Source organism: Promicromonospora alba, from assembly GCF_042654905.1.
Lineage (GTDB): Bacteria > Actinomycetota > Actinomycetes > Actinomycetales > Cellulomonadaceae > Promicromonospora > Promicromonospora alba.
In genome coordinates this window covers 186846-207650 of record NZ_JBHSFI010000002.1, presented here as the reverse complement: position 1 = coordinate 207650, position 20805 = coordinate 186846, and the positions used below count along the sequence as shown (strand labels likewise).

The following is a 20805-nucleotide window of genomic DNA, read 5'->3' as shown; positions in this document are numbered from 1 at the left end:
TCCCTGCGACCAGGGAATATGCGGCCTCGCGCCCCGTCCGCACCTTGCACACGATGGTCGGCTCGCACGACGAGGCAACGAGTGCAGACTTCGTTTCATGGGCGACCGGTTCGTAGCGAGATTGACAGGATGTGGGGGTGACAAAACTTGGTGCGCTTCTCGACGACTACCTTTTCCGGTCCACGTCGGACTCTGACCGGGACCAGAAGTTCGTGGAGCTGATGAAAGCATTCCTGCGCACGGACGAGCTGTGGTCGGCGCAGTTCGACGAGGTCTGGTCGTGGGAATCGTGGCCGGAGCGCGACGGTGAGAGCTCCGAGATCGACCTGGTCGCTCGTGAACGCGAGTCCGGGAGCCTGACCGCGGTGCTGTGCGCGTTCCACGACCCGGACAGCGATCTGTCGAAGCCGGATATCGACGCGTTCCTCTCGGCATCGAACCAGGCCCCGTTCACCAGGCGGCTCGTCATCGCGACGACAGACACCTGGGACCAGGAATCGAAGGACGCTGTCGAGGATCTGGAGATACCGGTCCAAAGGGTCGGGCTTGCCGACCTGCTGGGCTCCTCGACCGACTGGACCAAGCTCGAACCGGCTGCTCCGGAGCCCGCGCTGACCTCTGGTGCCTCCGTGACCGCCACCTGAGTCGCTCGGCAGCCTGCTCCACGCACGATCAACACTGAAGGATCCAAATGTCGGTGGAATCTGTGACCGCACCTACCGCGGACGTCGCCCCCGTATCGATGTGCGCCACGTTCAGCGAGTATCCCGACGCGGTCCCGCACTCAGCCCGCGGAGAGTATTGCGCAGTGGTCGACTGTGCCCGCCTTCCACCCGCCCTCGAGGCCGCGGGAAGGCGTGTGTGCCGCGGAGCAGCCGTCGACGTCGGTGACCGGTGGGCATTCTTCGACGACCTCGCCTCGGCCGCTGGTTTCGCCCGTGCCGGGCGCATGTCGAACCTGATGCCGTCATGGGATCTGTTCGAGGCCGCGGAGGTGCGCGCATTCTGCACGGAACACTCGCGCGACGAGCTCGCCCTCCTCCTTGGCCGTCAGGTCTATGACCGAGCCGAGATCTACGCGCTCTCCGCCCAGTTCGCACGGTCCGCGGCGCGTGACACACGTGGCGTCGGCTGGCTCGGGTAGCGAGACGCCGGTCCGCACGGAGGGGTCACGGAGCGGCGCCACCTGGCCGCAAGATCAGTGGGAGCGGCTACAGGCCGCTCAGGGGAAGTTCGAATCGTGCCGGGCCGTCATGCGCTCCCGGCACATGGTTCGCGACCGAGACGAACCACCTGCCGCTGTCCCGGCTAGGGCGTCGAGGAGGTCAGACCGCGCGACGGGCGCCTCAACACGGGAGCGCTCGATGGTGCACTCGGCGTGCCGTATGCGAAGAGTTGTTCGCCATCGGGTCTGACGACCGTTACATGCGGGGCCTCGACCGTTCGGCCAACGGGGCAGGGCTCGGGTGCTGCGTGGGTGATCTCTTGGAGAATCACCCGCTGAACTGCTCGTTTTGGTCATGGTTGCCCCTGGCTACGCCTTATGTTCTTGCCGGTCTATTTTGCGGTGCTATCTGGTGCTGCGTCCGTGAGGGGAAGGCGTGGCGATGGTGGTGCGGCTTGGTGCCGGTGGCAACTACTTGGTTGCTGGGGTAATTGCGATCGCGTTGGCGGCGGGTGGAGCTTTCGCTGTCGAGACCATGCGTGCCGAGGGTGAGGTCGTCGCTGACTGTTCCGTGTCCTCGGCTCGTTTCGAGCCGGAGGCCTTCGCGCTGGCCGAGGCGTGCGGCAAGGACATCGAGATCGAGGCCCTCCGCACGGTCTACGACACCTTCTGGGCCACACCACGACAGACCATCCGCGCCGATGCGTCCTCAGGGGCCGTACGCACCGACCTTTCCGGCGATTGGGAGGCCACGGACGCGACGGTGAGCCTCGATGAGTCCGGGTTGCCGCAGGTGGCCGCGCCTGTTTACGACATGGACCTGACCGGCGAGACCTCTGATGGCGGCCCGTTCATGACGATGCGGGCCGACAGCCTCGCGCTGTCCATGGGCTTGCCGGACGGGTTGGGCCTGGGCGCACCAGAGATCGATGCGACCGACGCGTCGATCGTCACCTATCCGGTGCGGGTCTCGGGTGGCGAGGAGATCGACGGCGCCGACCTGGTGCTGACGATCCATCCCGATGCCACCGGCTACACGCCCGTTCTCCGGATTGCTGACGCGGCAGCGGGCGAGGCGCTGATCGCGGCTGCGGGTGACGAGGGCCTTGGCTTCGTCGTCGATGTCTCCGGTGGACTCGAGCTCACGGACCAGCAGCCCGAGATCGAAGGCATGGCGCCTGACCCGGTACCGGCTGACGGGACTCCCGACGGCGCGTGGGAGGACCCGACTGGCGTGGGCGACGACGCGGCGGGCGTCTCGGAGGACTCTGCTCCTTCCGCGAAGTCGCTGGCCGGATCGGCTTCCGAGGATGGTGCCGAGGAGGGGCCGGTCGAGGGGTTCTACGCGGTCGACCCTGCTGGGACGCTGACGTTCACGGGCGCGCCGGGCTGGCAGTGGGACTCGGTCGCCGCATCCGCCGAGGCGGGTTCCGTGTCGGCGTCGCGGGCGGCGGCGGTGGACGGCGCGGCAAGCATGGACAGCGCCGGGGTGGCCTCAGTCGAGGTCGCGCAGGCCGATGGTCGTGCGGTTGCGCTGGATACGGTCATCGCGGAGGACAGTCGCAGCGCGGTCATCCGGGCCGACGAGGACATGGTCACGGACCCGAGCGGGAGCTACCCGGTCTTCGTCGACCCGGCGGTGTCCGGTAGCCGCAGCGCGTGGACGTCGCTGAAGGCGGCGTGGCCGACGAGCACGGGTGGCTGGAAGTTCCCCGATTCGTCCGGGATGGGGTACTGCAACGTCAATCTCGACCTGGTGTGCCAGCGATCGGGCTTCCAGCGTCTGGTCTGGCAGTTCAGTGGTCTGTCCTTCGTGGGTGGTCTCTCCTCCGCCGACGTCGTCAGCGCCACGTTCCGGGTCCATGGCACGCACTCGTACAACTGCACGAAGACGACGATGTATCTGTACCGCACGCCCAGCATCAACGCGTCGACGAACTGGTCGAACCATGCCGGCACGTGGGATTCCTCGTACCACATCAGCAACGCGAGTGATGCCTACTACTCCTCGGCGTGCGGTGGTCCCCACGGGACGGAGTGGAACGCGACCGAGGTCGGCAAGCTGATGGCGACGAACGGCTGGTCGGGGATCCACCTCGGCCTCCGTGGCGAGGCGGCGTCCGACATGGACACGTGGAAGAAGCTGCGCTACGACGCTCGGTTCTCGGTCGAGTACAACCGTGCGCCGGCCTCTCCGTTCAACTACCAGACGATCATCGACGGTGCGAACATCGGGTGCAGCACAAACGCCTCGTCGCCCAAGACATCACGCTCGCTGCGGCCGTCCCTCTCTGTCGTGGGCAAGGACCCGGACAAGCAGCAGGTGAGCGTCCAGTTCGTCGTGATCAAGAACTCGAACAACGAACGCGTCTGGGAGTCCGACTGGCGGCCGTGGCAGTCTCCCGGGACCAGTGGCGTCCGGTTCACGATGCGTGTGCCCGAGGGTGAGGAGCTCGACAGCGGTGGTTCGTACCGGTGGCGGGCGCAGATCAAGGACTCGGGCGGACGCATGGTCGGGTACGCGGACACACCGGCGTGCTACTTCCGGATCGACATCTCGGCGCCCGCAGAGGCGAGGATCACCCCGCTGCGTGACCACCCCGACGCCGAGGCCTACTACGAGTCCGGCCAGGAACGCGGCGGTGTGGGCCTGACCGGCTGCTTCGAGATCTACGCGCCGTCGACGGACTCGTCGAAGCTCGTGTGGGGGTACGCGACGCGCACACCCCAAGATGATCCGATCACGTTGGACTCCACACGGACCGTGATCGCCTGCCCTACACCTGAGGGTACGGGGCCGAAGTTCTTGTACGTGAAGATCTGGGACAAGGCTGGTCTGACGTCGGAGACCGAGTACGAGTTCGACGTTGCCACCGCTCGTGAGGACGGGGTGTGGACGTTCGATGACCCGGAAGACCCTGGCCAGGACACGGCCGTGTTCGACGCGGACCGCGACGAGTACCTCTCCGCTGGTCAGTTGAGCTTCTCGGCCGACCGCACGTTCGGGCCGGGGCCGCATCAGGAGTTCGGCGCACGCGACGGGGACTCTGCCTTGAGGACTCGGGTCGGCAAGATCGCGTGGACGGACGCGCCGGTGGTGGACACCACCACGTCGTTCGTGGTCTCCGCGCACGTGAAGCTCGATCCGGACACGGATCGAACCGGCTGGTACACGGCTTTGTCCCAGGAGGGGCCGTTGTACAACGGATTCCGGCTGGGCTACCGGCCTACCTCGTGCCCGACCACCGACGGCGCGTGCTGGACGTTCGGCGTCAATCGTGAGGTGAGATCGAACAGCACGACCTTCGCGTTGTCGGCGGTGCCGGTGCAGTTCGGGCAGTGGGTGCACCTGCTGGGCGAGTACGACAAGCCCGCGGGCAAGCTCCGGCTGTACGTGTGTGACGCGGGCACTCCGGACAACCCCGCTGTCGGGGAGCCGATCCTTGCCGAGGCGAGCATGACGGCGAACCTCCCGCAGACGCCCGGACGCTTCGTCGTCGGGCGTGGGTTCGTCGGTGGCGCCGCGTCGAACTACTGGACCGGGCATGTCGACAATGTCCGCGTGTTCCGTGGCGAGGTCCTCGCCCAGGCGAAGATCCGCCGCCTGTGCCAGGGCGCCGAAGCCTCCTCGTACGTGGGTGGGAACGGCGTGGACGATGTCGACCCGACCTGGGGCGACGACTCAGGCGAGAACAAGGCCGAGCAGTGAGCAGCGGGCGCGGCAGGTTCAGGTATGGAACGAGCGGGCGGACTTTGGTGAGGACGGGCATGAGCGGGTACGGCGGCGAAGCACGTTCGCGATGGACGGCGGCAGGCGTGAGCCTGGTCGCCGGGATGCTGGTGGTACTGCTCGGTGCCGACCCGGCCACTGCCGCGCCGGCGGTCGGTCGGATCGTCGCGCTGGAGACCGCTGCTGACGCAGAGGTCGACAGCCTGGAGGCGCGCGCGGACAACTTCGAGAAGGTCGAGCAGGCGGTCGACGAGGAGGAGCAGGTCACGGCCGAGGACCTGACGGCCCAGGCATGGGAGCCCGTGCCCGGCCCGTCCGAAGCTCCCGAAATGGTCCTGCCAGAGGTGAGCTCTCCGCCCGTGGCTGACGCCCCGGGGGGAGAAGGAGCGACCGAGCCGACCGAGGACGTGCCCGCGGAGACGGCGGGCATTTCCGCCGGCACCGTCCAGTCATTCGCCGAGCCGTCCGACGCTGGTGAGTCCAAGTCGACCACGGTGGACCTGGCCGATGGCAGCCAGGAGGTGGAGAGGGACGGCGTCGCGATCACCGTGGCCCCACACGAGGGCCAAGACAGCGGGCTGATCGGCGTCAGCGCCGAGCAGATCGATGCCGACGACGGGGCACCGGCTGTGCTCGTGCGGATCGAGCCGACCGACGCGCCGACCGCGAAGTCGGCCACAGCAGCACCTGACTCGATCGAGATCGAGGTCTCGTACGCGGACCTGGTCGAAGGTGGGCAGACGCCGGGCGGCGACTGGGCGTCGCGACTGACTCTTGCCCAGGTGTCGGACTGCGACGACTCGTCGGACTGCGCGGCTACTCCGGTGGAGGGTGCGGTCAACGACGTCGAGGGCCAGACGGTCACCGCGCCTGTTGGGCTTTCCGCCGGCGAGCCGACCACGCTGATGATGATGGCATCCGCCTCTGGTGGTGGCGGTGACTGGGGAGCGACGTCGCTCGCACCGGCCGCGTCGTGGGGCGTGGGTGGCAACACTGGCGCCTTCACGTGGTCCTACCCGCTGAAGATGCCCCAGGTAACCGGGCCCGGCCCGCAGCTGGACCTGTCCTACAACTCAGCCGCGTCCGACGGGCGAGTGGCCTCGACGAACAACCAGACCAGCGTGGTCGGTGAGGGCTGGTCACTGACCGAGTCCTACATCGAGCGCACGTTCGTCCCCTGCGCGGACGATCAAGACGAGGTCGACGGCAAGGCGGCGAACAACGCCGACCACACGACCGGCGACATGTGCGTCGGTGAGGACAACGCGACGATGGTGCTGAACGGGTCGGCGGTCGACCTGGTCAAGACGGCTTCCGGCTGGATGCCGAAGAGAGTCGACGGCACCAAGGTCGAGCGCAAGACCGGAGCCGAGAACGGCGACAACGAGGGCGAGTACTGGCTCGTCACCACGGCCGAAGGCGCGAAGTACACGTTCGGCCGTGGCAAGCGCGCCTCGGACGGACTAGCCACGGGCAGCTCCTGGACGATGCCGGTGTACGGCAACCACTCCGGCGAGGCCGGGTACAAGACGCCGTCGGACGGCGGGTTCGCCGCCTCGCGAACGACCCAGACCTACCGATGGATGGTCGACCACGTCGAGGAGCCGACCGGCGGCACGATGACGTACGTCTACTCCAAGGAGACGCGCAAGTACACGTACAACCTGGACGATGGTGTCGCGGCGTACACGGCGGGTGGGTTCCTGTCGAGGATCCTGTACGGCACCCGGGCGGGTGCCGAGTCGGGTACCGCGCCGGTTCGCGTGGACCTGGAGTACGCCAGCCGCTGCGTGCCGGGGTCGGGCGTGAACTGCGACGCCGGCCGGGTGAAGCAGAACCTGGCCGCCTGGCCGGATGTGCCCGGCGACCTGCTCTGCTACAGCTCGGCGAGCAAGTGCGGGCTCGACGCCATCGCACCGTCGTTCTACACGCTGTACCGGCTCGACCGGGTGGTCACCCGGGTACTCGACGGCAGCACGTACAAGCCCGTGGACTCGTGGAAGCTGAACCAGTCGTTCGTCTCCCCGGGAGACGGGTCGCTCGGTGACGGCTCAGCCAAGGTGATGTGGCTCGGCTCGATCCGGCACACCGGTCACGGCGGTACGACGGCGATGTCGGACGACTTGTCGAACAACTCGGTGAAGTTCGCCCGGGAGATGATGGCCAACCGGATCGACTCTGGCACGGACGGTCTGCCGCCGATGTACCGACCCCGGATGATCGGTGTACGTACTGAGTCCGGGGCGGTGATCAGTCCCCACTACCGCACAGAGTGCGGCCCGGGCGACGTGCCCACGGAGGATGAGATATCGGGCAATAGCCGGCTGTGCTTCCCGGTCGACTGGCAGGGCGACAACCTGCCCATGGACTGGTTCCACAAGTACGTGGTGGACATGGTGACGCAGAACGGTGCGTCGATCTCGGGGGAGCACGAGATCGTGACGGGCTCGGGCGAGCTCACCACGAAGTACAGCTATTCGGGCGGGGCCAAGTGGGTCAAGCCCACCGGGCCGCTGACCAAGAAGGACGAGGTCACCTGGTCGGAATTCCGCGGTTACCGCACCGTGGTGAGTACCGAGGGCGAGGGCTCGCAGGCGTCCTCGACGACTACGACGTACCTGCGGGGGCTCAGCGGTACCTTCGACGTGGGGCCGGCGGGGCACCGCACCACGGTGACGGACCACGAGGCGCACGCTGGGACGGCGGTCGAGCAGATCACGCACGACGGCGGCGCCGATGACGGTGCCGTTTCCTGGAGCGTCACGGTGCCGAGGGAGCCCGTGGACGCAGCTACTGGGACCGACGGGACGAAGGTCACCCGGCAGGCAGGGTCCTCGGCGCTCGGCTACGAGATGAACGCCGCGGGGAACGTGGCCATCCGTACCGGATCGGCCACGTGGACCGACGCGAACGGGCAGGTGAGCCGGGCTGAGGATGCCGGGGACGCGACTACTGCCACCGACGACACGTGCACGCAGATCGTCTACGCGCACGCCTCCAACACGGCGCTGGCCGACGCCAACATGCTCGGCCTGGTGTCGCGTGCTCAGACGTACGCGGCGTCCTGTGCGAAGGTGACCGCAGGAGAGGTCTCACGCCCAGGCGACGTCATCAGCGACCAGGTCACGACCTACAACGCCACCACCGGTATGGCGACCTCGGTGCGGGGACTGGACCCTGAGCTGGACCGGGCCACCGCCACGATCGGTACCGGATCCGGTGCGGGATACGTCACCACCCAGACGATGACCTATGACGCATACGGACGAGTGACGAGTGTCAAGGACGTCACGGGTGCCGAGACCACCACGGCATACACGCCCGCGTCAGCGGTGATCCCCACGACGGTCACCACGACCACGCCTGATCCGGACGGGAGCGGCCCGAAGGGGACCATGGCATCCTCGGTGACGTTCAACAAGGTCACCGGTCTCATGACGTCGAGCAAGGACGCCAACGGGCAGTCGACCAACGGGACGTACGACACCCTCGGCCGGATGCGGACCGTCACCTACCCGGAGCACGCCGGCCTGAGCAAGCCCTCGGTGGAGTACGAGTACACGACCCGGACGAACGGCCTCAACGTCGTGCTGACCCGCACCCTGGGCGCCGACAGCGAGAACAAGCCGGTCCAGCACGCCACAGCAGAGCTCTACGACGGCCTGATGCGCGTGTTCCAGACCCAGGACGAGGTGCTCGACACCGGTGAGGCCCGGCAGGACAGCGCCGCTGAGCGTGGGCGCCGGATCACCCAGGTCTTCTACGACACCGCCGGACGCGTGTGGAAGGAGTCCGGCACCCAGTACGCCACCGGCGTGGTGTCGAACACCCCGGTCAAGCCCACACTGGTCGCGCCGTCGGCCACGGTGTACTCCTACGACGGCGCGGGTCGTGTGATCGACCAGATCTTCTACGCCGGGCTGGAGGACAACCACCTCAACGAGCAGTCCCGGACGGTCACGCGATACGACGCGCCGTACACCACCGTGGTCCCGCCCGACGGCGGCACGGCCACCACGACCGTGACCGACGGCCGAGGACGGACCACCGCGCTGTGGGAGCACAAGAACCGTCCGGCCGTGTCGTCCGACCTTGCCAACGGTCATTGGTACGAGCCGTCGACTCTGCCGGGGTTCAACCCGCGTGATCTGGCTACGACCACGTACCAGGCGACGAAGTACACCTTCAACCGCTTCGGGCAGCTGACGGCGATGGCCGACCCGGCGGGCAGCACCTGGACGTACGGGTACGACTTCGGTGGCCGCCAGGTCCGCGCCACAGATCCGGACGCCGGAACCACGACGACCAAGTACGACAAGGTGGGGCAGGTCGAGCGCACCGTCAACGGGAACGGCAACGCAACCGGCGCGAGCGAAGCGGTCAAGAACGCCAACACCCTCGTCTATTCCTACGACAACCTCGGGCGGCCGACCCGGGTCGCGGACGGCGCAGGTACGGTGCGCTCGTCGTGGACCTACGACGTCACCGACGGTCCGGGTGCGGCCGGGGCCAAGGCACTCGGTCTGCCCTCGAGCTCTACCCGGATTCAGGACGGCAAGTCCTACACGACGAAGGTGGGGGCCTACGACGCGGCGTACCGTCCGACGTCGGCCACCATGGTTCTGCCCAGCGACCTGCCCGGGCTGACGGGGTTGGCCGAACGGGAGTTCACGACCTCGTACGAGTACCGGCTCGACGGTTCGGTGCGCCAACAGGTGCTGCCCGGCGTGACCGCGACCGATGACGACACGGCGACGCCGGACGCCTCGGTGCTAGGTGCCGAGCACGTGACCACGTTCTACGACGACGCCGGCATGCCGGTGTGGATGGGCGGCGGCTTCGGCTGGGGCACGTACGTAGCCGACTCCCAGTTCACTGCGGACGGCAAGCCGCTGGCGATGGACCTGGGCAACACCTACGGCGCCGTGGTCACGTACAACTGGGACTACACGTCGGGGCGGCTGAACGGAATCGGCCTGGACCGGGAGCGGTTCGACGGTCGTGACGTCGACATCACATACGGCTATGACGACGCCGGAAACGTGCTGTCGATCAAGGACGCGCCGGAGGTGGGCGATGCTGCAAACAGCGACGCGCAGGTCAACGACGACAATCAGTGCTTCGACCTGGACGGCCTCGGTCGCCTCGTGGGGGCGTGGACCGACGCAGACGGCACCTGCGAGGCATCCGTCGGTGATGTAGAGCCCGCCGATGTCGGAACCGCTGAGTTCAGTGCGGCCCCGTACTGGCAGGAGTACACCTACGACGCGGTGGGCAACCGCAGGTCGCTGACCGAGCATGTTCTGGACGGCGGCACCGACGTGGTGCGGACGAGCTACCAGCACGCCGGGGCCGGGCCGCACCAGGTGACGGCAATGACCCAGCGGACCGGGCCCGCGGCGTCGATCGGTGATGCCCCGGCGAAGACCGTCGCGTCGTTCTCCTACGACGCCGCGGGCAACCAGACCACGCGGAACTTCTCGGAGCCGGTCGACGCGTCGGACCCGGCCCAGGTCGAGGACGACCTCGACGGTGACGGGGCGGTGGAGACCACCCAGCTGCTGGGCTGGGACGGCGAGGGCGAGCTCGCCACCGTCGCGACCAGCGGCGAAGGGGCTGAAGGAGAGAACACCACCGAGGCAGGTGAGGCGTCGTACGTCTACTCCGCCGAGGGTGAGCGGATGACGCGTACCGATGCGTCGGGTACGACCGTGTACCTGCCCGGTGGGCAGGAGGTGCACGTCGATCCTGCGGGTGCTGTGGGAGCGGTTCGGTACTACAGCTTCGCTGGGCAGACCGTCGCCGTGCGTAACGGTCGAGGCCTTGGCGGGGTGACCTCGCTGGTCTGTGATCAGCAGGGCACGCCTGTGGCGTCGGTGCCGAACACGGTGTGGACGCCGGGCTCGGTCACGCGGTTGTACACCGACCCGTTTGGTGGCGACCGCACGCCGACGACCACCGACCCCGAGTCCGGGGAGGTGCTGACCGGTGCAGACCGGCTGCCGGGTGATCGGCGGTTCTTGGGTGCTGCTGGTGGTGTCGAGGACGCGGGGACCGGGCTGGTGCTGTTGGGCGCCCGGTACTACGACCCTGTGATCGGCCGGTTCCTGAGTGTTGATCCGCAGCTGGACCCGGGGACGCCGGCGCAGTTCAACGCCTACGTGTACTCAGGGAACAACCCGGTGACGTACTCCGACCCGTCGGGCCTCTCCTGGTTCTCCGGGATCAAGAAGGCCGCCTCGGCTGTCGGCGGGTTCGTCAAGAAGCATCAGGCCGAGATCATCGGGGGTGTTGCTGGCGCCGTCGTCGGTGTCGGATGTGGTGTGGCGATCGGATGGACCGGGGTCGGGGCGATCGCCTGTGGTGTGCTCGGCGGGGCCGTCGCAGGGGCGGTGTCAAACCTGTGGCGCACGAAGGTGCAGAAGAAGGAACCATTCACCTGGAAGGGCTTCCTCACCGAGACCGCGATCGGCGCCGCAAGTGGCGCGATCGGTGGTGGCGCCTTGGGTTGGGCTGCGCGTCGTTTCGCGCCTACTGCCACCGCCGCGGCATCGAACGCGATCAGGGGGGTGGCCTCGGGGGCTGCTCAGCGCGCGTCGAACATTGCTGCCGCGACAGCAGCGCGAGTTAAGCAGTCCCAGGCTGCTGCCAAGGCGAAGGCAACGGCGCAGCGCATCTCGAGTGCTGTGGCGAACATGAAGCAGCGCCTCGTCGGGTCCGGTTGTTCGTTCGCCGGGTCCACGGGTGTCTTGATGGCGGACGGCACTGTCAAGGCGATCGACCAGATCGAGCCCGGTGACGAGGTGCTGGCGACCGACCCGCAGACGGGCAAGAAGGTAGCCAAGCGAGTAGAGGCGACCCACGGGCACGACGACGTGATGCTCACCCTGGTGCTGACCACGTCGGAGGGTGAGTGGCGGGAGATCCGGACGACGGAGGATCACCCGGTCTGGTCGCAGACGGAGCGGGAGTTCCAGCGCGCTGACGAGCTCGACCCGGGCGAGCTGGTGTTGACCGCTGACGGTGGCACGCTTGAGGTGCACGCTGTCCTCACCGAGGAATTGACGTTCGAGCCAGCGTGGAACTTGACGGTTCAGGAGTTGCACACGTACTCGGTGATCGCTGCCGGTGCTGACGTAGGGGCCAGAGTCACTCGCGGGCCGCCAGTGGTGGATCGTGCGGACGCGGTCCTGGTCCACAACTGCTCGCCGTCGGCGGGCACTGGGCCCGTTGAGTTCAGCCCGCCACCAAACGCATCCAAAGCAGAGGTCCAAGAAGTCGTCGATTATGTCGCTTCATGCGAACGGGCACGCTGTGCGGGTTTGACTTCTGGAGGTCGCGTGTCGACCTCGGGCGCCCTTCGCAGGCAGGCCTCGGCAGCTGCGGCTGCGGAGCGTAGACGCGCGGCCGCGGCAGGTACTCCATACAGTGGGGTGGTGGGCCACGGTCCTGACACGACGTGGACAGGTCTGGCGAAACCTCCCGAGTGGATGGACATCTCCGGGCGGGTCAATTCCAGCCTGGGGGGTCAGTCGCTCCGATATCCGGTCGGTTACATTCCTACGGAGTTTGTTTTTGTACCATGATTCATGACGCGAATTTCTGGCTTGATCTCGTGTCGAGATTTGGCGCGCAGAATGCGAGAATTGCCCAAGCTGATGTCAACTCGATCTGGGGGTACACGGGCCCCGAGCCAGGGGCGAGTGAATTGGCGCTGCTCGAAGTCGAGAACTCCCTTGGTTTCGAGATCCCGAGTGAGTATCGAGAGTTTCTCGTCGTCTCGAATGGCTGGAAGGGCTTCTATCAAGATGTCAGTTTGCTCGGTACTGATTCGATTGTGAATAGTGAAGAGTTGACGCGTGCATGGGAACTTATAGAATCGGCCGACGAAGGCAGCGGGGGGCTGTTGCAGGTCAGTCGCCAGTCATTTCTTCCCATCGCTGTATCGAAGTCTGATATCGATGTCTTCTTAATTGGTACGGGCGGACGCGGTGAGGTCCGTTGGATCGCTGGCCAGGAGATTGAGAGATTCAACTCGTTCTCGGACTTCTTCGCCGGGATGCTGGTTTACAACACGGATACCTTGAATGATTTGCTGCGTGACCCGTGGTTAGGCTCTGACGGTTCCTAGTGTTGTGTGTCTTTAATTACTTCGCCTACGTCAAGCACACCTAGTTCGCCGTGAGACCGAAGAAGAATCCGCGCGACGTCGATGGTTCCGGCGGCGGTCGCCGCCCGGCCCGCCATCCCATGCAATCGTGGCGTAGGCAACGATGATTCGAGGTCTGAATGAACTTGAGTGAGCACTTTGAGCAGCGACTCGGAACAATCACCGGCGGGAGTGGGCGCAAGGTCGACGGAGTTCAAATAGTCCATTATGTGAATGGAATATTTCTTGACGTCGAAGCATGGTCCACGCTTGGCATGAGCCGACATGTCCTTGCGGCACGCGGGACGGAGAGCCGGTACTTGCTCGAGGTGTTCCTCGCGGTCCGTGCCATCCCGGATCGCTCGGTGAAAGACGTCGGTCGGTGCGTCGAGTGGCTTGCTGAGATGATGGTGGGCCGCCACGAAGCGCGTATCCGCGGTGACGTGCAAGAGTTGCCCGGACCTATCCATGATCTCTCTGCACTTGATCACGTGTATTTTGCGAACCCTGTGTACTACGATGAAGCCTTCTACGACGTCGAGGCAAACGGGCAGCGCGCGGGAATTGTCTGGCTCATTCCAATAGGGCGGCGTGAGGCCCAATTCGTTCGTGAACATGGTTGGCAGATATTCGAAGAGCGGCTTGAGCTGGTGGACCCGGATCTATTCGATATGACACGGCCGGAGATAGTGTAAAGATTTGTGGCGAACCAACCTGCGGCCTCGCACTGCTCGTGGGGTCGGTCGGTTGGTGGCGCAAGCGCTTGCTTCACTTCTGGCAGCGACCCTATCCGCCCTTCGGTGTGCGCCGTAATGGTGTGTGGGGGAGCACTTCGTATTGATCCGCGATGGCATCGCCTATGGCGGATCGACCGGCCCGGGAGGTAAAGCCTCTCGATCAGCATCGCGGGCAGCGAGTCTTGTTGCCGCGGCACCACGGGCACCCGAAATGCACCGCTAGCGTGCGCCGTCGTTGTCGGGCGCGACGGCCGACGGCTCCGCTGGTTCTGCTGCTCGCTCGACGGCAAGGCAGCGCAAGGCGCCGAGGTTCGGTGTGTTAGTCATGGTGTCTCCTGGATCTCCTACCGCCCGCGCAGGCCGTGGGCGATCTCTGTACCAAGGGCGTCGAGCCGCCGTCGCAGCGCCTGTCGTGCAACCGAAGGGTTGCGCCTGGCTGGCAGATGTGCAACTCTGGGGTTGCGTCAGAAGACCGCCACCACCATGGGAGCTCCGATGAGCAACGACCGAATCGAACGCGAGACCCTGATCTCCGCCCCGCTCGAGCGGGTCTGGACCCTTGTGGCCCAGCCGGCGTTCTGGGTGGCCGACAAGGCCAGCCTGCCCGGCACGATCGCTAAGGAAGGGGAGACGCTGATCGCCAAGAACCCCGAGTACGGCGACTTCCCGGTACGCGTCGAGAAGGTCCGGCCGCCGACCTACCTCGCCTACCGCTGGGCCAGCGCCTTCCCCGGAGAAGAGCTGCGCGACGACAACTCCACCCTCGTCGAGTTCACTCTCACCGACGAGGGCGACCAGACCCGCCTCCGCGTCGTCGAGAGCGGATTCGCGACGATCGTTGCGACCGAGGAGCTGCGCGGCCAGGCGGTGAAGGACAACAGCGGCGGCTGGACCGAAGAGCTCGAGGCGCTCAAGGTTCGCGCCGAGCAATCGTCCGAGTGATGAGTTCCGAGCCCGGTGGCGGCGAGGGGGTCGACCGCGTCCTCGCCGCACTGGCCGATCCGACGCGGCGTCAGGTGCTCGACCTGCTCGCCGCCGAGGGCGAGGCCACCGCGACGGCGCTCGCTGAGCGGCTGCCGATCTCGCGGCAGGCCGTGGTCAAGCACCTCGTCGTCCTCGATGACGCCGGACTTGTCTCGAGCACCCGTGTCGGACGTGAGGTGTTGTACGTCGTGGTGCCGGCGGCGCTGAACGTGACCGCCCGCTGGATGGACCGGCTGGCCGCCGACTGGGACCGCCGTCTGGCCACGATCAAGCGCGTCGCCGAAGCGGCGGAACGGGATTCGCGCCCCTAGACCCAGCACGCAACGCACTGACCGATCGACTGCTCCGGGGATGGAATTCGCGGAGCAGTCGACCGGGCGGTCAGCCCTGCCCTCGAACGGCCTCCCGAGCTCGAACGACTTCCCGAGAAAGGCACTCCCTTGATGGTCGACACCACTTCTGCGCCGCGTCTGACCGGCAGGCAACGGCTGATACTGCTCGTGCTCCTCGGTGCCGGTTTCACGGTGTCCGTCGACTTCTCGATCCTGAATGTCGCACTGCCTGAGACCGGTGCCGGCGTCGGGATGGACGTTGCCGGATTCCCCTGGATCACGGCGGCGTACGCGCTGCCCGCCGCTGGGTTCACCCTGCTGTTCGGTCGGCTGGCGGACCTGTTCGGGCGCCGCAGGCTGTTCATGTCGAGCATGGTGCTGCTGGCCGCGGCCTCGCTGCTCGGGGGCTTCGCCTCGACGCCCGAGGTGCTCCTGACCGCCCGCGCGCTACAGGGCCTGGCCACCGCGATGGCGATCCCTGCGTCGCTGTCCCTGCTCACCACCACGTTCCCGGAAGGCGCGATGCGCGACCGCGTCCTCGGCTTCAACGGCGCGCTGCTGTCGGCCGGCTTCACCGTCGGCGCTCTGGTTGGCGGCACGCTCGTCAGCCTGGTGAGCTGGCGGGCCGCGTTCTTCATCAACGTCCCGGTCGCCGTGCTCATCCTGGTGGCCACGCCGCTCGTGATCCGGGTGAGCGAGGTCAAGGACCGGCCCAGGCTGGACCTACCGGGCGCGGTGGCCGTGAGCGGCGGCCTGCTGGCCCTCATCTACGGGATCATCGAGCGCAGCCCGATTGCTGGCGCCGTCGGCGTGGTGCTGCTCGCGGCGTTCTGGCTCATCGAGCTGCGGGTGGCCGCGCCGCTCGTCCCGCTGCGCATCCTCGAGCGCCCCAACGTGAAGTGGGGCAACTATGCGGGCTTGATCATCTTCACCATGAACACCGGCATGATCTTTCTGATGACGCTCTACGTCCAGCGGATCCTGGGTTTCTCCCCGCTGGCCACGGGCCTGATCTTCGGCATCCCGGGACTGGCGGCCGTGGCCGCCGGCGTCATCGCGGGGCGGGTCATCGGGAGCTTCGGCACCCGCAAGGTCCTGACCACGGCGCTGCTCGTCCAGGGGCTGGCGACCGTTCCGCTGGTGTTCACCGGCACCGACCGGTTCTGGGCGGTCGTCCTGGTCGTCGCGCTGTTCGTCGGGTTCTTCGGGCACGTCGCCGCCATCGTCGCGTACACGGTGACCGGAACCTCAGGGCTGCCCGACGAGGAACAGGGCCTGGCCACAGGGCTGACGTCGATGACGCAGCAGGTGGCCGTCACGGTAGGCATCCCGATTCTGAGCGCGATCGCGTCCCTGCGCGGCGCCGAGCTCGCCGGGATCCACCTGGCGCTCACCGTGAACGTGATCGTGACGCTCGTCAGTGTCGGCCTCATCTGGGTCGGGCTGCGCCCGCGCGGCGCGAGCGGGTCGGACGGCGGCTCAGCCGCCCCCGGTCTCGTGTCAGCCACCGCGGAGGCGTGATCATGCGAGAGGGATCGTCGTGATGATCGACCCGATCGCCCTCAAGGTGATCGTGCGCGACCTCCTCCGGGTCGAGGAGGACTACCAGTCCGCACTCCCGGGCGCCCCGGTTCGAACGGACAGCGGCCGCCGTTCTCGGTGGCGCAGGCGGCGCGGATCCCGAAGCGTGCCAGGCATCCGGGTCACGCCTCCGGCCCACAGGAATCAAGCGGAGGACACGATTCGTAGGGCCCTGTCCAACGGCCCACGAAGCGCAGCGGCGCTCGCGCAGTCGACAGGAATGTCCTTCGCCGCCGTCCTCATCGGGCTGGAGGCGATGGAGGCGGCCGGAGCGGTTGCCCGAACAGCTCGGGGAGTCGTCCAGCTGAACACGGCCCCGACCAACGCCTCATGTCCCGAGCGGCCGGTCGGACTCCCTTGTGCTGCCACGACTGACCACCCTAGTGTGTAACAACATCCATTACATACCCGAGGAGGGTGCGAGATGATTCATCCGCCCCAGGTTCTTGACGGGCTGCCCAAGCGGACAGCGGGCTTCGACTTCCTGGTCGGTCGCTGGCAGGTCGCGAACCGTCGTCTCGGTGCGCCGTTGTCGGGCAGCGACGAGTGGTACGAGACCCAGGCCACCGCCTCGGCCACGACCCTGCACAACGGGGCGATCAGCGTCGACGAGATGTGGTTTCCCGATCTCGGCTTCGCAGGCTCCTCGATCCGGGTCCACACGCCTGCCGACGACACCTGGACGATCTACTGGGTGAACAGCATCTCCGGTCATCTCCAGGCGCCCGTCAGCGGACGGTGGGCCGAGGACGGATCAGGCTTCGTCGCCACCGGGCCCGACGAGTTCGAGGGGCGGCCGATCGTCGCGAGCTACCGCTGGCACTCGATCACCTCGAACGCCGCGACCTGGGAGCAGGCCTTCTCGGTCGACGACGGCGCGACCTGGGAGACCAACTGGGTGATGCAGTGGTCCCGCGCCTGAGCACCGGCGACGACCTCGGCGACTGCCCTGTCGTCGAGCTCCGCCGCTATCGCCTGCGTCCCGGACGCTTCGACAGTCTGCAGCGGGTCTTCCAGAAGGAGCTCGTGGAGCCCCAGATCGCCGCGGGGATGAGGCTCGGCGGACAGTTCCGCGACCGGGACGACCCGGACCGCTTCGTGTGGTTCCGTGGATTCGCGTCGATGGAGCGGCGGCACCGGGCGCTGGAGAGGTTCTACCTCGGACCGGTCTGGAGGGAGCACGCCGACGAGGCCAACGCGACGATGCTCGACAGTGACGACGTCCTCCTGCTGCGGCCGACGGCCCCGCCGCATCCGCCCGGGCACGCCGTCGCCCCCGGTGATGTCACCGGAGAGGAGTGGGCAGCGCTCCAGGTACTGGAGCTACCCGGCGACGAGGCGCTCGAGGCCTGGATCGGTCACACGTACCACGCGGCCCTCGAGCGGGTCTCCGGGCGGCCCGTCGCGATGTGGCGCACCGAGCACAGCCCTAACACCTTCACCGCGCTGCCCGTGCGAACGGGCAACTTCTTCGTCGCACTCATGGTCTGCTCGACGGCGGACGAATGGGCCCAGATCTCTGGCCGTCTGTCGGCCGACGAGGAGTGGCTGCACTGCGCCGGGAAGCTCCGGTCGGCCGGCGTCGACGTCGAGTGGACCCACCTGCGGCCGACCCGTACGTCGCGCCACCCGGCTCCCGTAGGGTTGCGGTGAAGACCGCGCACCGTCCGAAGCTTGGCTTCGAAGAAGGAGCGCCATGGGCTCGAACAGTCAGTTGACGACCGCCGTTCACGCGCTGTGCTGGCTGGAGCTCGCGGCGCGTCGGGGCCGGACCCCGTTGACCTCGGCCGAGGTGGCCTCGAGCCTGGACAACAACCCCGTCCAGGTGCGGCAGAGCCTGGCGAGGCTGAGAGAGGCGGGCCTGGTGCGGGTCACCGGGCGTGGACCGGGTACCGGATGGGCCCTGACGCGCGCCGCGGACAGGATCACCGTCCTGGACGTCCATGACGCACTGGGTGAGTCGGGCCCCTTCGCCCTCCACTCCCACGCCCCGAATCCCGAGTGCCCTGTCGGTGCGGGAATCCGGCCGGTCCTGACCGAGGTCTACAACGGGGTGCAGGCCGCTATGGAGAACCAGCTGCGGACCTGGACCGTGGCCGACGTCCTCGACGAGATACTCACCGATGCCGCCGACCCCGCCGACCGGCTCCTCAAGGGCAGCACGGCGGACGCGAGACGTTCGGCGTCCTAATGGGCCGGCAGCGAGCGAGGTAGCCCGAACCATGGCAGGGCGGTGTTCTCGAACCGGGTGATCGCCGAGATGCGATCGCCGGAGAGGGTGAGGACGAGGAGACCGGATCCGTGGCGGACCTGACCGGTCGGATCGGACAGGTACGCACCGAAAGCCGGCTGCCCGTTGGCACGGGTCGGGACGAGGTGGTACCTGCGGTCGGCGCGCATCAGGCTGTCGTAGAAGCGGGCGACGGACTCGCGGCCGTGGTACTCGAGCGGGATCGGTGGCATGGAGACCCGGACGTCGTCGGTGAGCAGAGCGATCAGGGCTTCGACGTCGCCGGTCTCGTAGGCCCGGACGAACTTGGCGACGAGCGACCGCTCGGCGAGCGAGGTGGGTGCAGGAGGTGCGTCGGACGCCCCGGTCGCCGACAGGTACCGCTGCAGGGCTGCCCGGGCTCGCTTGAGGGCGCTGTTGACCGAATCGGTAGTGGTGTCGAGTATCTCTGCGACCTCTGCCGCGCGGAAGGCCAGGACCTCACGCAGGACGAGCACCGCGCGCTGCCGAGCCGGCAGCAGCTGCAGGGCGGTCACGAAGGCCAGCGACATGGTTTCGGTGCGTTCGTAGTGGGCCTCCGGGCCGGTCGTCGAGCTGACAGCATCCCCGAGCCGGGCATCGGGAAAGGGCTCGAGCCAGGTGACCTCACCGAGCCGTGTCGGCTCGGGTGGTTCGATCTCGGTCATGTCCCACTCCTTGACCGGCCGCCGACCGGCTGAGCGCAGCGCGTTGAGGCACCGGTTGGTGGCTATCCGGTACAGCCAGGTGCGAACTGACGATCTGCCCTCGAACCTGTTCAGGCCCCGCCAGGCAGCGAGCAGGGTCTCCTGGAGCACGTCCTCGGCGTCCTGGGCGGATCCGAGCAGCCGATAGCAGTGCACCTCCAGCTCACGTCGATGGGGATTGGTGAGCTCCCGGAAGGCGTCGCCGTCGCCGGCCCGTGCCCTTGTCAGCAGGTCAGTCGCGGTCACGGGTTACCACTCCCTGGTACTTGTCCGCCGTGTGCATCTCGATGTCGTTGTTCTGACACCGGCCGGACCAAAAACTGGGCGCTCCACGCGCGCCCAATCTCCTGTGCCCCCGTTGTCTACCCGTTGACAGCCAGAGCCGAGCGGGTAGGAGAACACAGTGGATGTCGCGGACAAGACAGTTCTGATCACAGGTGCGAACCGAGGACTCGGCCGAGCGCTGGTCGAGGAAACCCTCGACCGAGGAGCCCGGCGGGTCTACGCCGGCGCACGGCAGCCCGTCGAGTTCTCGGACGGCCGGGTCACGTCGCTGAGGCTCGACATCACCGACGCCGAGCAGATCCGGAGCGTTGCCGAGGCCGTCGCCTCGCTCGACGTCCTCGTCAACAGTGCGGGCCTGTACGGCTACGAGGACCTGGCCGACAGAGCCGCCTTGCAGCGCTCTCTCGAGGTCAACCTCTTCGGCCCCTATGCCGTCACCCAGGCGTTCCTGCCTCGGCTCGTCGAGTCGCGTGGCGCGATCGTCAACGTGCTGTCGCTGGCCGCACTGGCGGCGTTACCCATCACACCCGCCTACTCGATCTCGAAGGCCGCCGCGTTCTCCCTGACGCAGTCCCTGCGTGCCACCCTCGCGAGTCGAGGCGTTGGCGTCCACGCCGTGCTGCCCGGGCCCGTGGACACCGACATGGTGCGCGAGCTCGAGATCCCGAAGGCGCCTCCGCAGGTGGTGGCCCGGGCCATCTTCGCGGCACTGGAGCGAGGAGAAGAAGACATCTTCCCCGACCCCTTCTCGCAGACCCTCGCCGAGAGCTGGCGCACCGGCGCGGTGAAGGCGCTGGAGCGTCAGAACGCCGCTCTCGTGCCGACGGCACCCTCCAGTGTCTGAACCGGGCGGACAGCCGGACCTACGAGATCGTAGGTCCGGCCGT

15 protein-coding genes are annotated in these 20805 nt (G+C 67.3%); 14 read left to right on the top strand and 1 reads right to left on the bottom strand.

Going from position 1 to position 20805, the window contains the following annotated elements; translation table 11 throughout:
* Positions 1 to 137: 137 nt before the first annotated feature.
* The 13 genes from ACFO6V_RS04065 to ACFO6V_RS04005 all read left to right on the top strand — a co-directional run bounded on the left by ACFO6V_RS04065 (position 138) and on the right by ACFO6V_RS04005 (position 18869).
* Positions 138 to 644, top strand: coding sequence for a restriction endonuclease (locus ACFO6V_RS04065; protein ID WP_377132499.1), 507 nt, complete (start codon positions 138 to 140; stop codon positions 642 to 644).
* Positions 645 to 859: 215 nt separating this feature from the next.
* On the top strand, positions 860 to 1144 hold the full coding sequence (locus ACFO6V_RS04060; protein ID WP_377132497.1) for a hypothetical protein: 285 nt from the start codon (positions 860 to 862) through the stop codon (positions 1142 to 1144).
* A 592-nt stretch (positions 1145 to 1736) separates the two neighbouring features.
* Positions 1737 to 4874 carry a hypothetical protein gene (locus tag ACFO6V_RS04055; protein ID WP_377132495.1) on the top strand — a complete coding sequence of 1046 codons (3138 nt, stop codon included), beginning with the start codon at positions 1737 to 1739 and terminating at the stop codon, positions 4872 to 4874.
* A 59-nt stretch (positions 4875 to 4933) separates the two neighbouring features.
* Complete coding sequence (locus ACFO6V_RS04050) at positions 4934 to 12481, top strand: RHS repeat-associated core domain-containing protein (RefSeq protein ID WP_377132493.1); 7548 nt, start codon at positions 4934 to 4936, stop codon at positions 12479 to 12481.
* Positions 12478 to 13026, top strand: a complete 549-nt coding sequence (locus ACFO6V_RS04045) for an SMI1/KNR4 family protein (protein ID WP_377132491.1) — start codon at positions 12478 to 12480, stop codon at positions 13024 to 13026. Before ACFO6V_RS04050 ends, ACFO6V_RS04045 begins: the two co-directional genes overlap by 4 nt.
* Positions 13027 to 13184: 158 nt before the next feature.
* Positions 13185 to 13739, top strand: coding sequence for a suppressor of fused domain protein (locus tag ACFO6V_RS04040; RefSeq protein ID WP_377132489.1), 555 nt, complete (start codon positions 13185 to 13187; stop codon positions 13737 to 13739).
* Between the two features lie 537 nt (positions 13740 to 14276).
* Positions 14277 to 14723 (top strand): SRPBCC domain-containing protein, encoded by a 447-nt coding sequence (locus ACFO6V_RS04035; RefSeq protein WP_377132487.1) that lies wholly within the window; start codon positions 14277 to 14279, stop codon positions 14721 to 14723.
* A complete protein-coding gene (locus tag ACFO6V_RS04030; protein ID WP_377132485.1) occupies positions 14723 to 15076 on the top strand; it encodes an ArsR/SmtB family transcription factor in 354 nt (117 codons plus the stop codon). The genes ACFO6V_RS04035 and ACFO6V_RS04030 overlap by 1 nt, the downstream gene beginning before the upstream one ends.
* Positions 15077 to 15208: 132 nt before the next feature.
* Positions 15209 to 16618, top strand: coding sequence for an MFS transporter (locus ACFO6V_RS04025; RefSeq protein ID WP_377132483.1), 1410 nt, complete (start codon positions 15209 to 15211; stop codon positions 16616 to 16618).
* Positions 16619 to 16640: 22 nt separating this feature from the next.
* Positions 16641 to 17069 carry a DprA-like winged helix domain-containing protein gene (locus tag ACFO6V_RS04020; protein ID WP_377132481.1) on the top strand — a complete coding sequence of 143 codons (429 nt, stop codon included), beginning with the start codon at positions 16641 to 16643 and terminating at the stop codon, positions 17067 to 17069.
* A 33-nt stretch (positions 17070 to 17102) separates the two neighbouring features.
* Positions 17103 to 17600 carry a hypothetical protein gene (locus ACFO6V_RS04015; protein WP_377132479.1) on the top strand — a complete coding sequence of 166 codons (498 nt, stop codon included), beginning with the start codon at positions 17103 to 17105 and terminating at the stop codon, positions 17598 to 17600.
* The gene (locus tag ACFO6V_RS04010; RefSeq protein ID WP_377132477.1) at positions 17585 to 18331 is read left to right on the top strand and encodes an NIPSNAP family protein; all 747 of its coding nucleotides are present in this window, start codon (positions 17585 to 17587) and stop codon (positions 18329 to 18331) included. The genes ACFO6V_RS04015 and ACFO6V_RS04010 overlap by 16 nt, the downstream gene beginning before the upstream one ends.
* A gap of 43 nt (positions 18332 to 18374) precedes the next feature.
* Positions 18375 to 18869, top strand: a complete 495-nt coding sequence (locus ACFO6V_RS04005; protein WP_377132475.1) for an Rrf2 family transcriptional regulator — start codon at positions 18375 to 18377, stop codon at positions 18867 to 18869.
* Here the strand turns inward: ACFO6V_RS04005 and ACFO6V_RS04000 are convergent.
* Positions 18866 to 19879: a sigma-70 family RNA polymerase sigma factor gene (locus ACFO6V_RS04000; protein WP_377132473.1), complete on the bottom strand. Its 1014-nt coding sequence runs from the start codon at positions 19877 to 19879 to the stop codon at positions 18866 to 18868. The genes ACFO6V_RS04005 and ACFO6V_RS04000 overlap by 4 nt on opposite strands.
* Before the next feature lie 157 nt (positions 19880 to 20036).
* Between ACFO6V_RS04000 and ACFO6V_RS03995 the strand changes: the two genes are divergently transcribed.
* On the top strand, positions 20037 to 20762 hold the full coding sequence (locus tag ACFO6V_RS03995) for an SDR family NAD(P)-dependent oxidoreductase (RefSeq protein WP_377132471.1): 726 nt from the start codon (positions 20037 to 20039) through the stop codon (positions 20760 to 20762).
* Positions 20763 to 20805 lie beyond the last annotated feature (43 nt).

Excerpts from the sequence above, each read along its gene's own strand:
- ACFO6V_RS04050 (WP_377132493.1), top strand. The coding sequence starts at position 4,934 with ATGAGCGGGTACGGCGGCGAAGCACGTTCGCGATGGACGGCGGCAGGC.
- ACFO6V_RS04045 (WP_377132491.1), top strand. The coding sequence starts at position 12,478 with ATGATTCATGACGCGAATTTCTGGCTTGATCTCGTGTCGAGATTTGGC.
- ACFO6V_RS04040 (WP_377132489.1), top strand. The coding sequence starts at position 13,185 with ATGAACTTGAGTGAGCACTTTGAGCAGCGACTCGGAACAATCACCGGC.
- ACFO6V_RS04035 (WP_377132487.1), top strand. The coding sequence starts at position 14,277 with ATGAGCAACGACCGAATCGAACGCGAGACCCTGATCTCCGCCCCGCTC.
- ACFO6V_RS04030 (WP_377132485.1), top strand. The coding sequence starts at position 14,723 with ATGAGTTCCGAGCCCGGTGGCGGCGAGGGGGTCGACCGCGTCCTCGCC.
- ACFO6V_RS04025 (WP_377132483.1), top strand. The coding sequence starts at position 15,209 with ATGGTCGACACCACTTCTGCGCCGCGTCTGACCGGCAGGCAACGGCTG.
- ACFO6V_RS04020 (WP_377132481.1), top strand. The coding sequence starts at position 16,641 with ATGATCGACCCGATCGCCCTCAAGGTGATCGTGCGCGACCTCCTCCGG.
- ACFO6V_RS04015 (WP_377132479.1), top strand. The coding sequence starts at position 17,103 with ATGATTCATCCGCCCCAGGTTCTTGACGGGCTGCCCAAGCGGACAGCG.
- ACFO6V_RS04005 (WP_377132475.1), top strand. The coding sequence starts at position 18,375 with ATGGGCTCGAACAGTCAGTTGACGACCGCCGTTCACGCGCTGTGCTGG.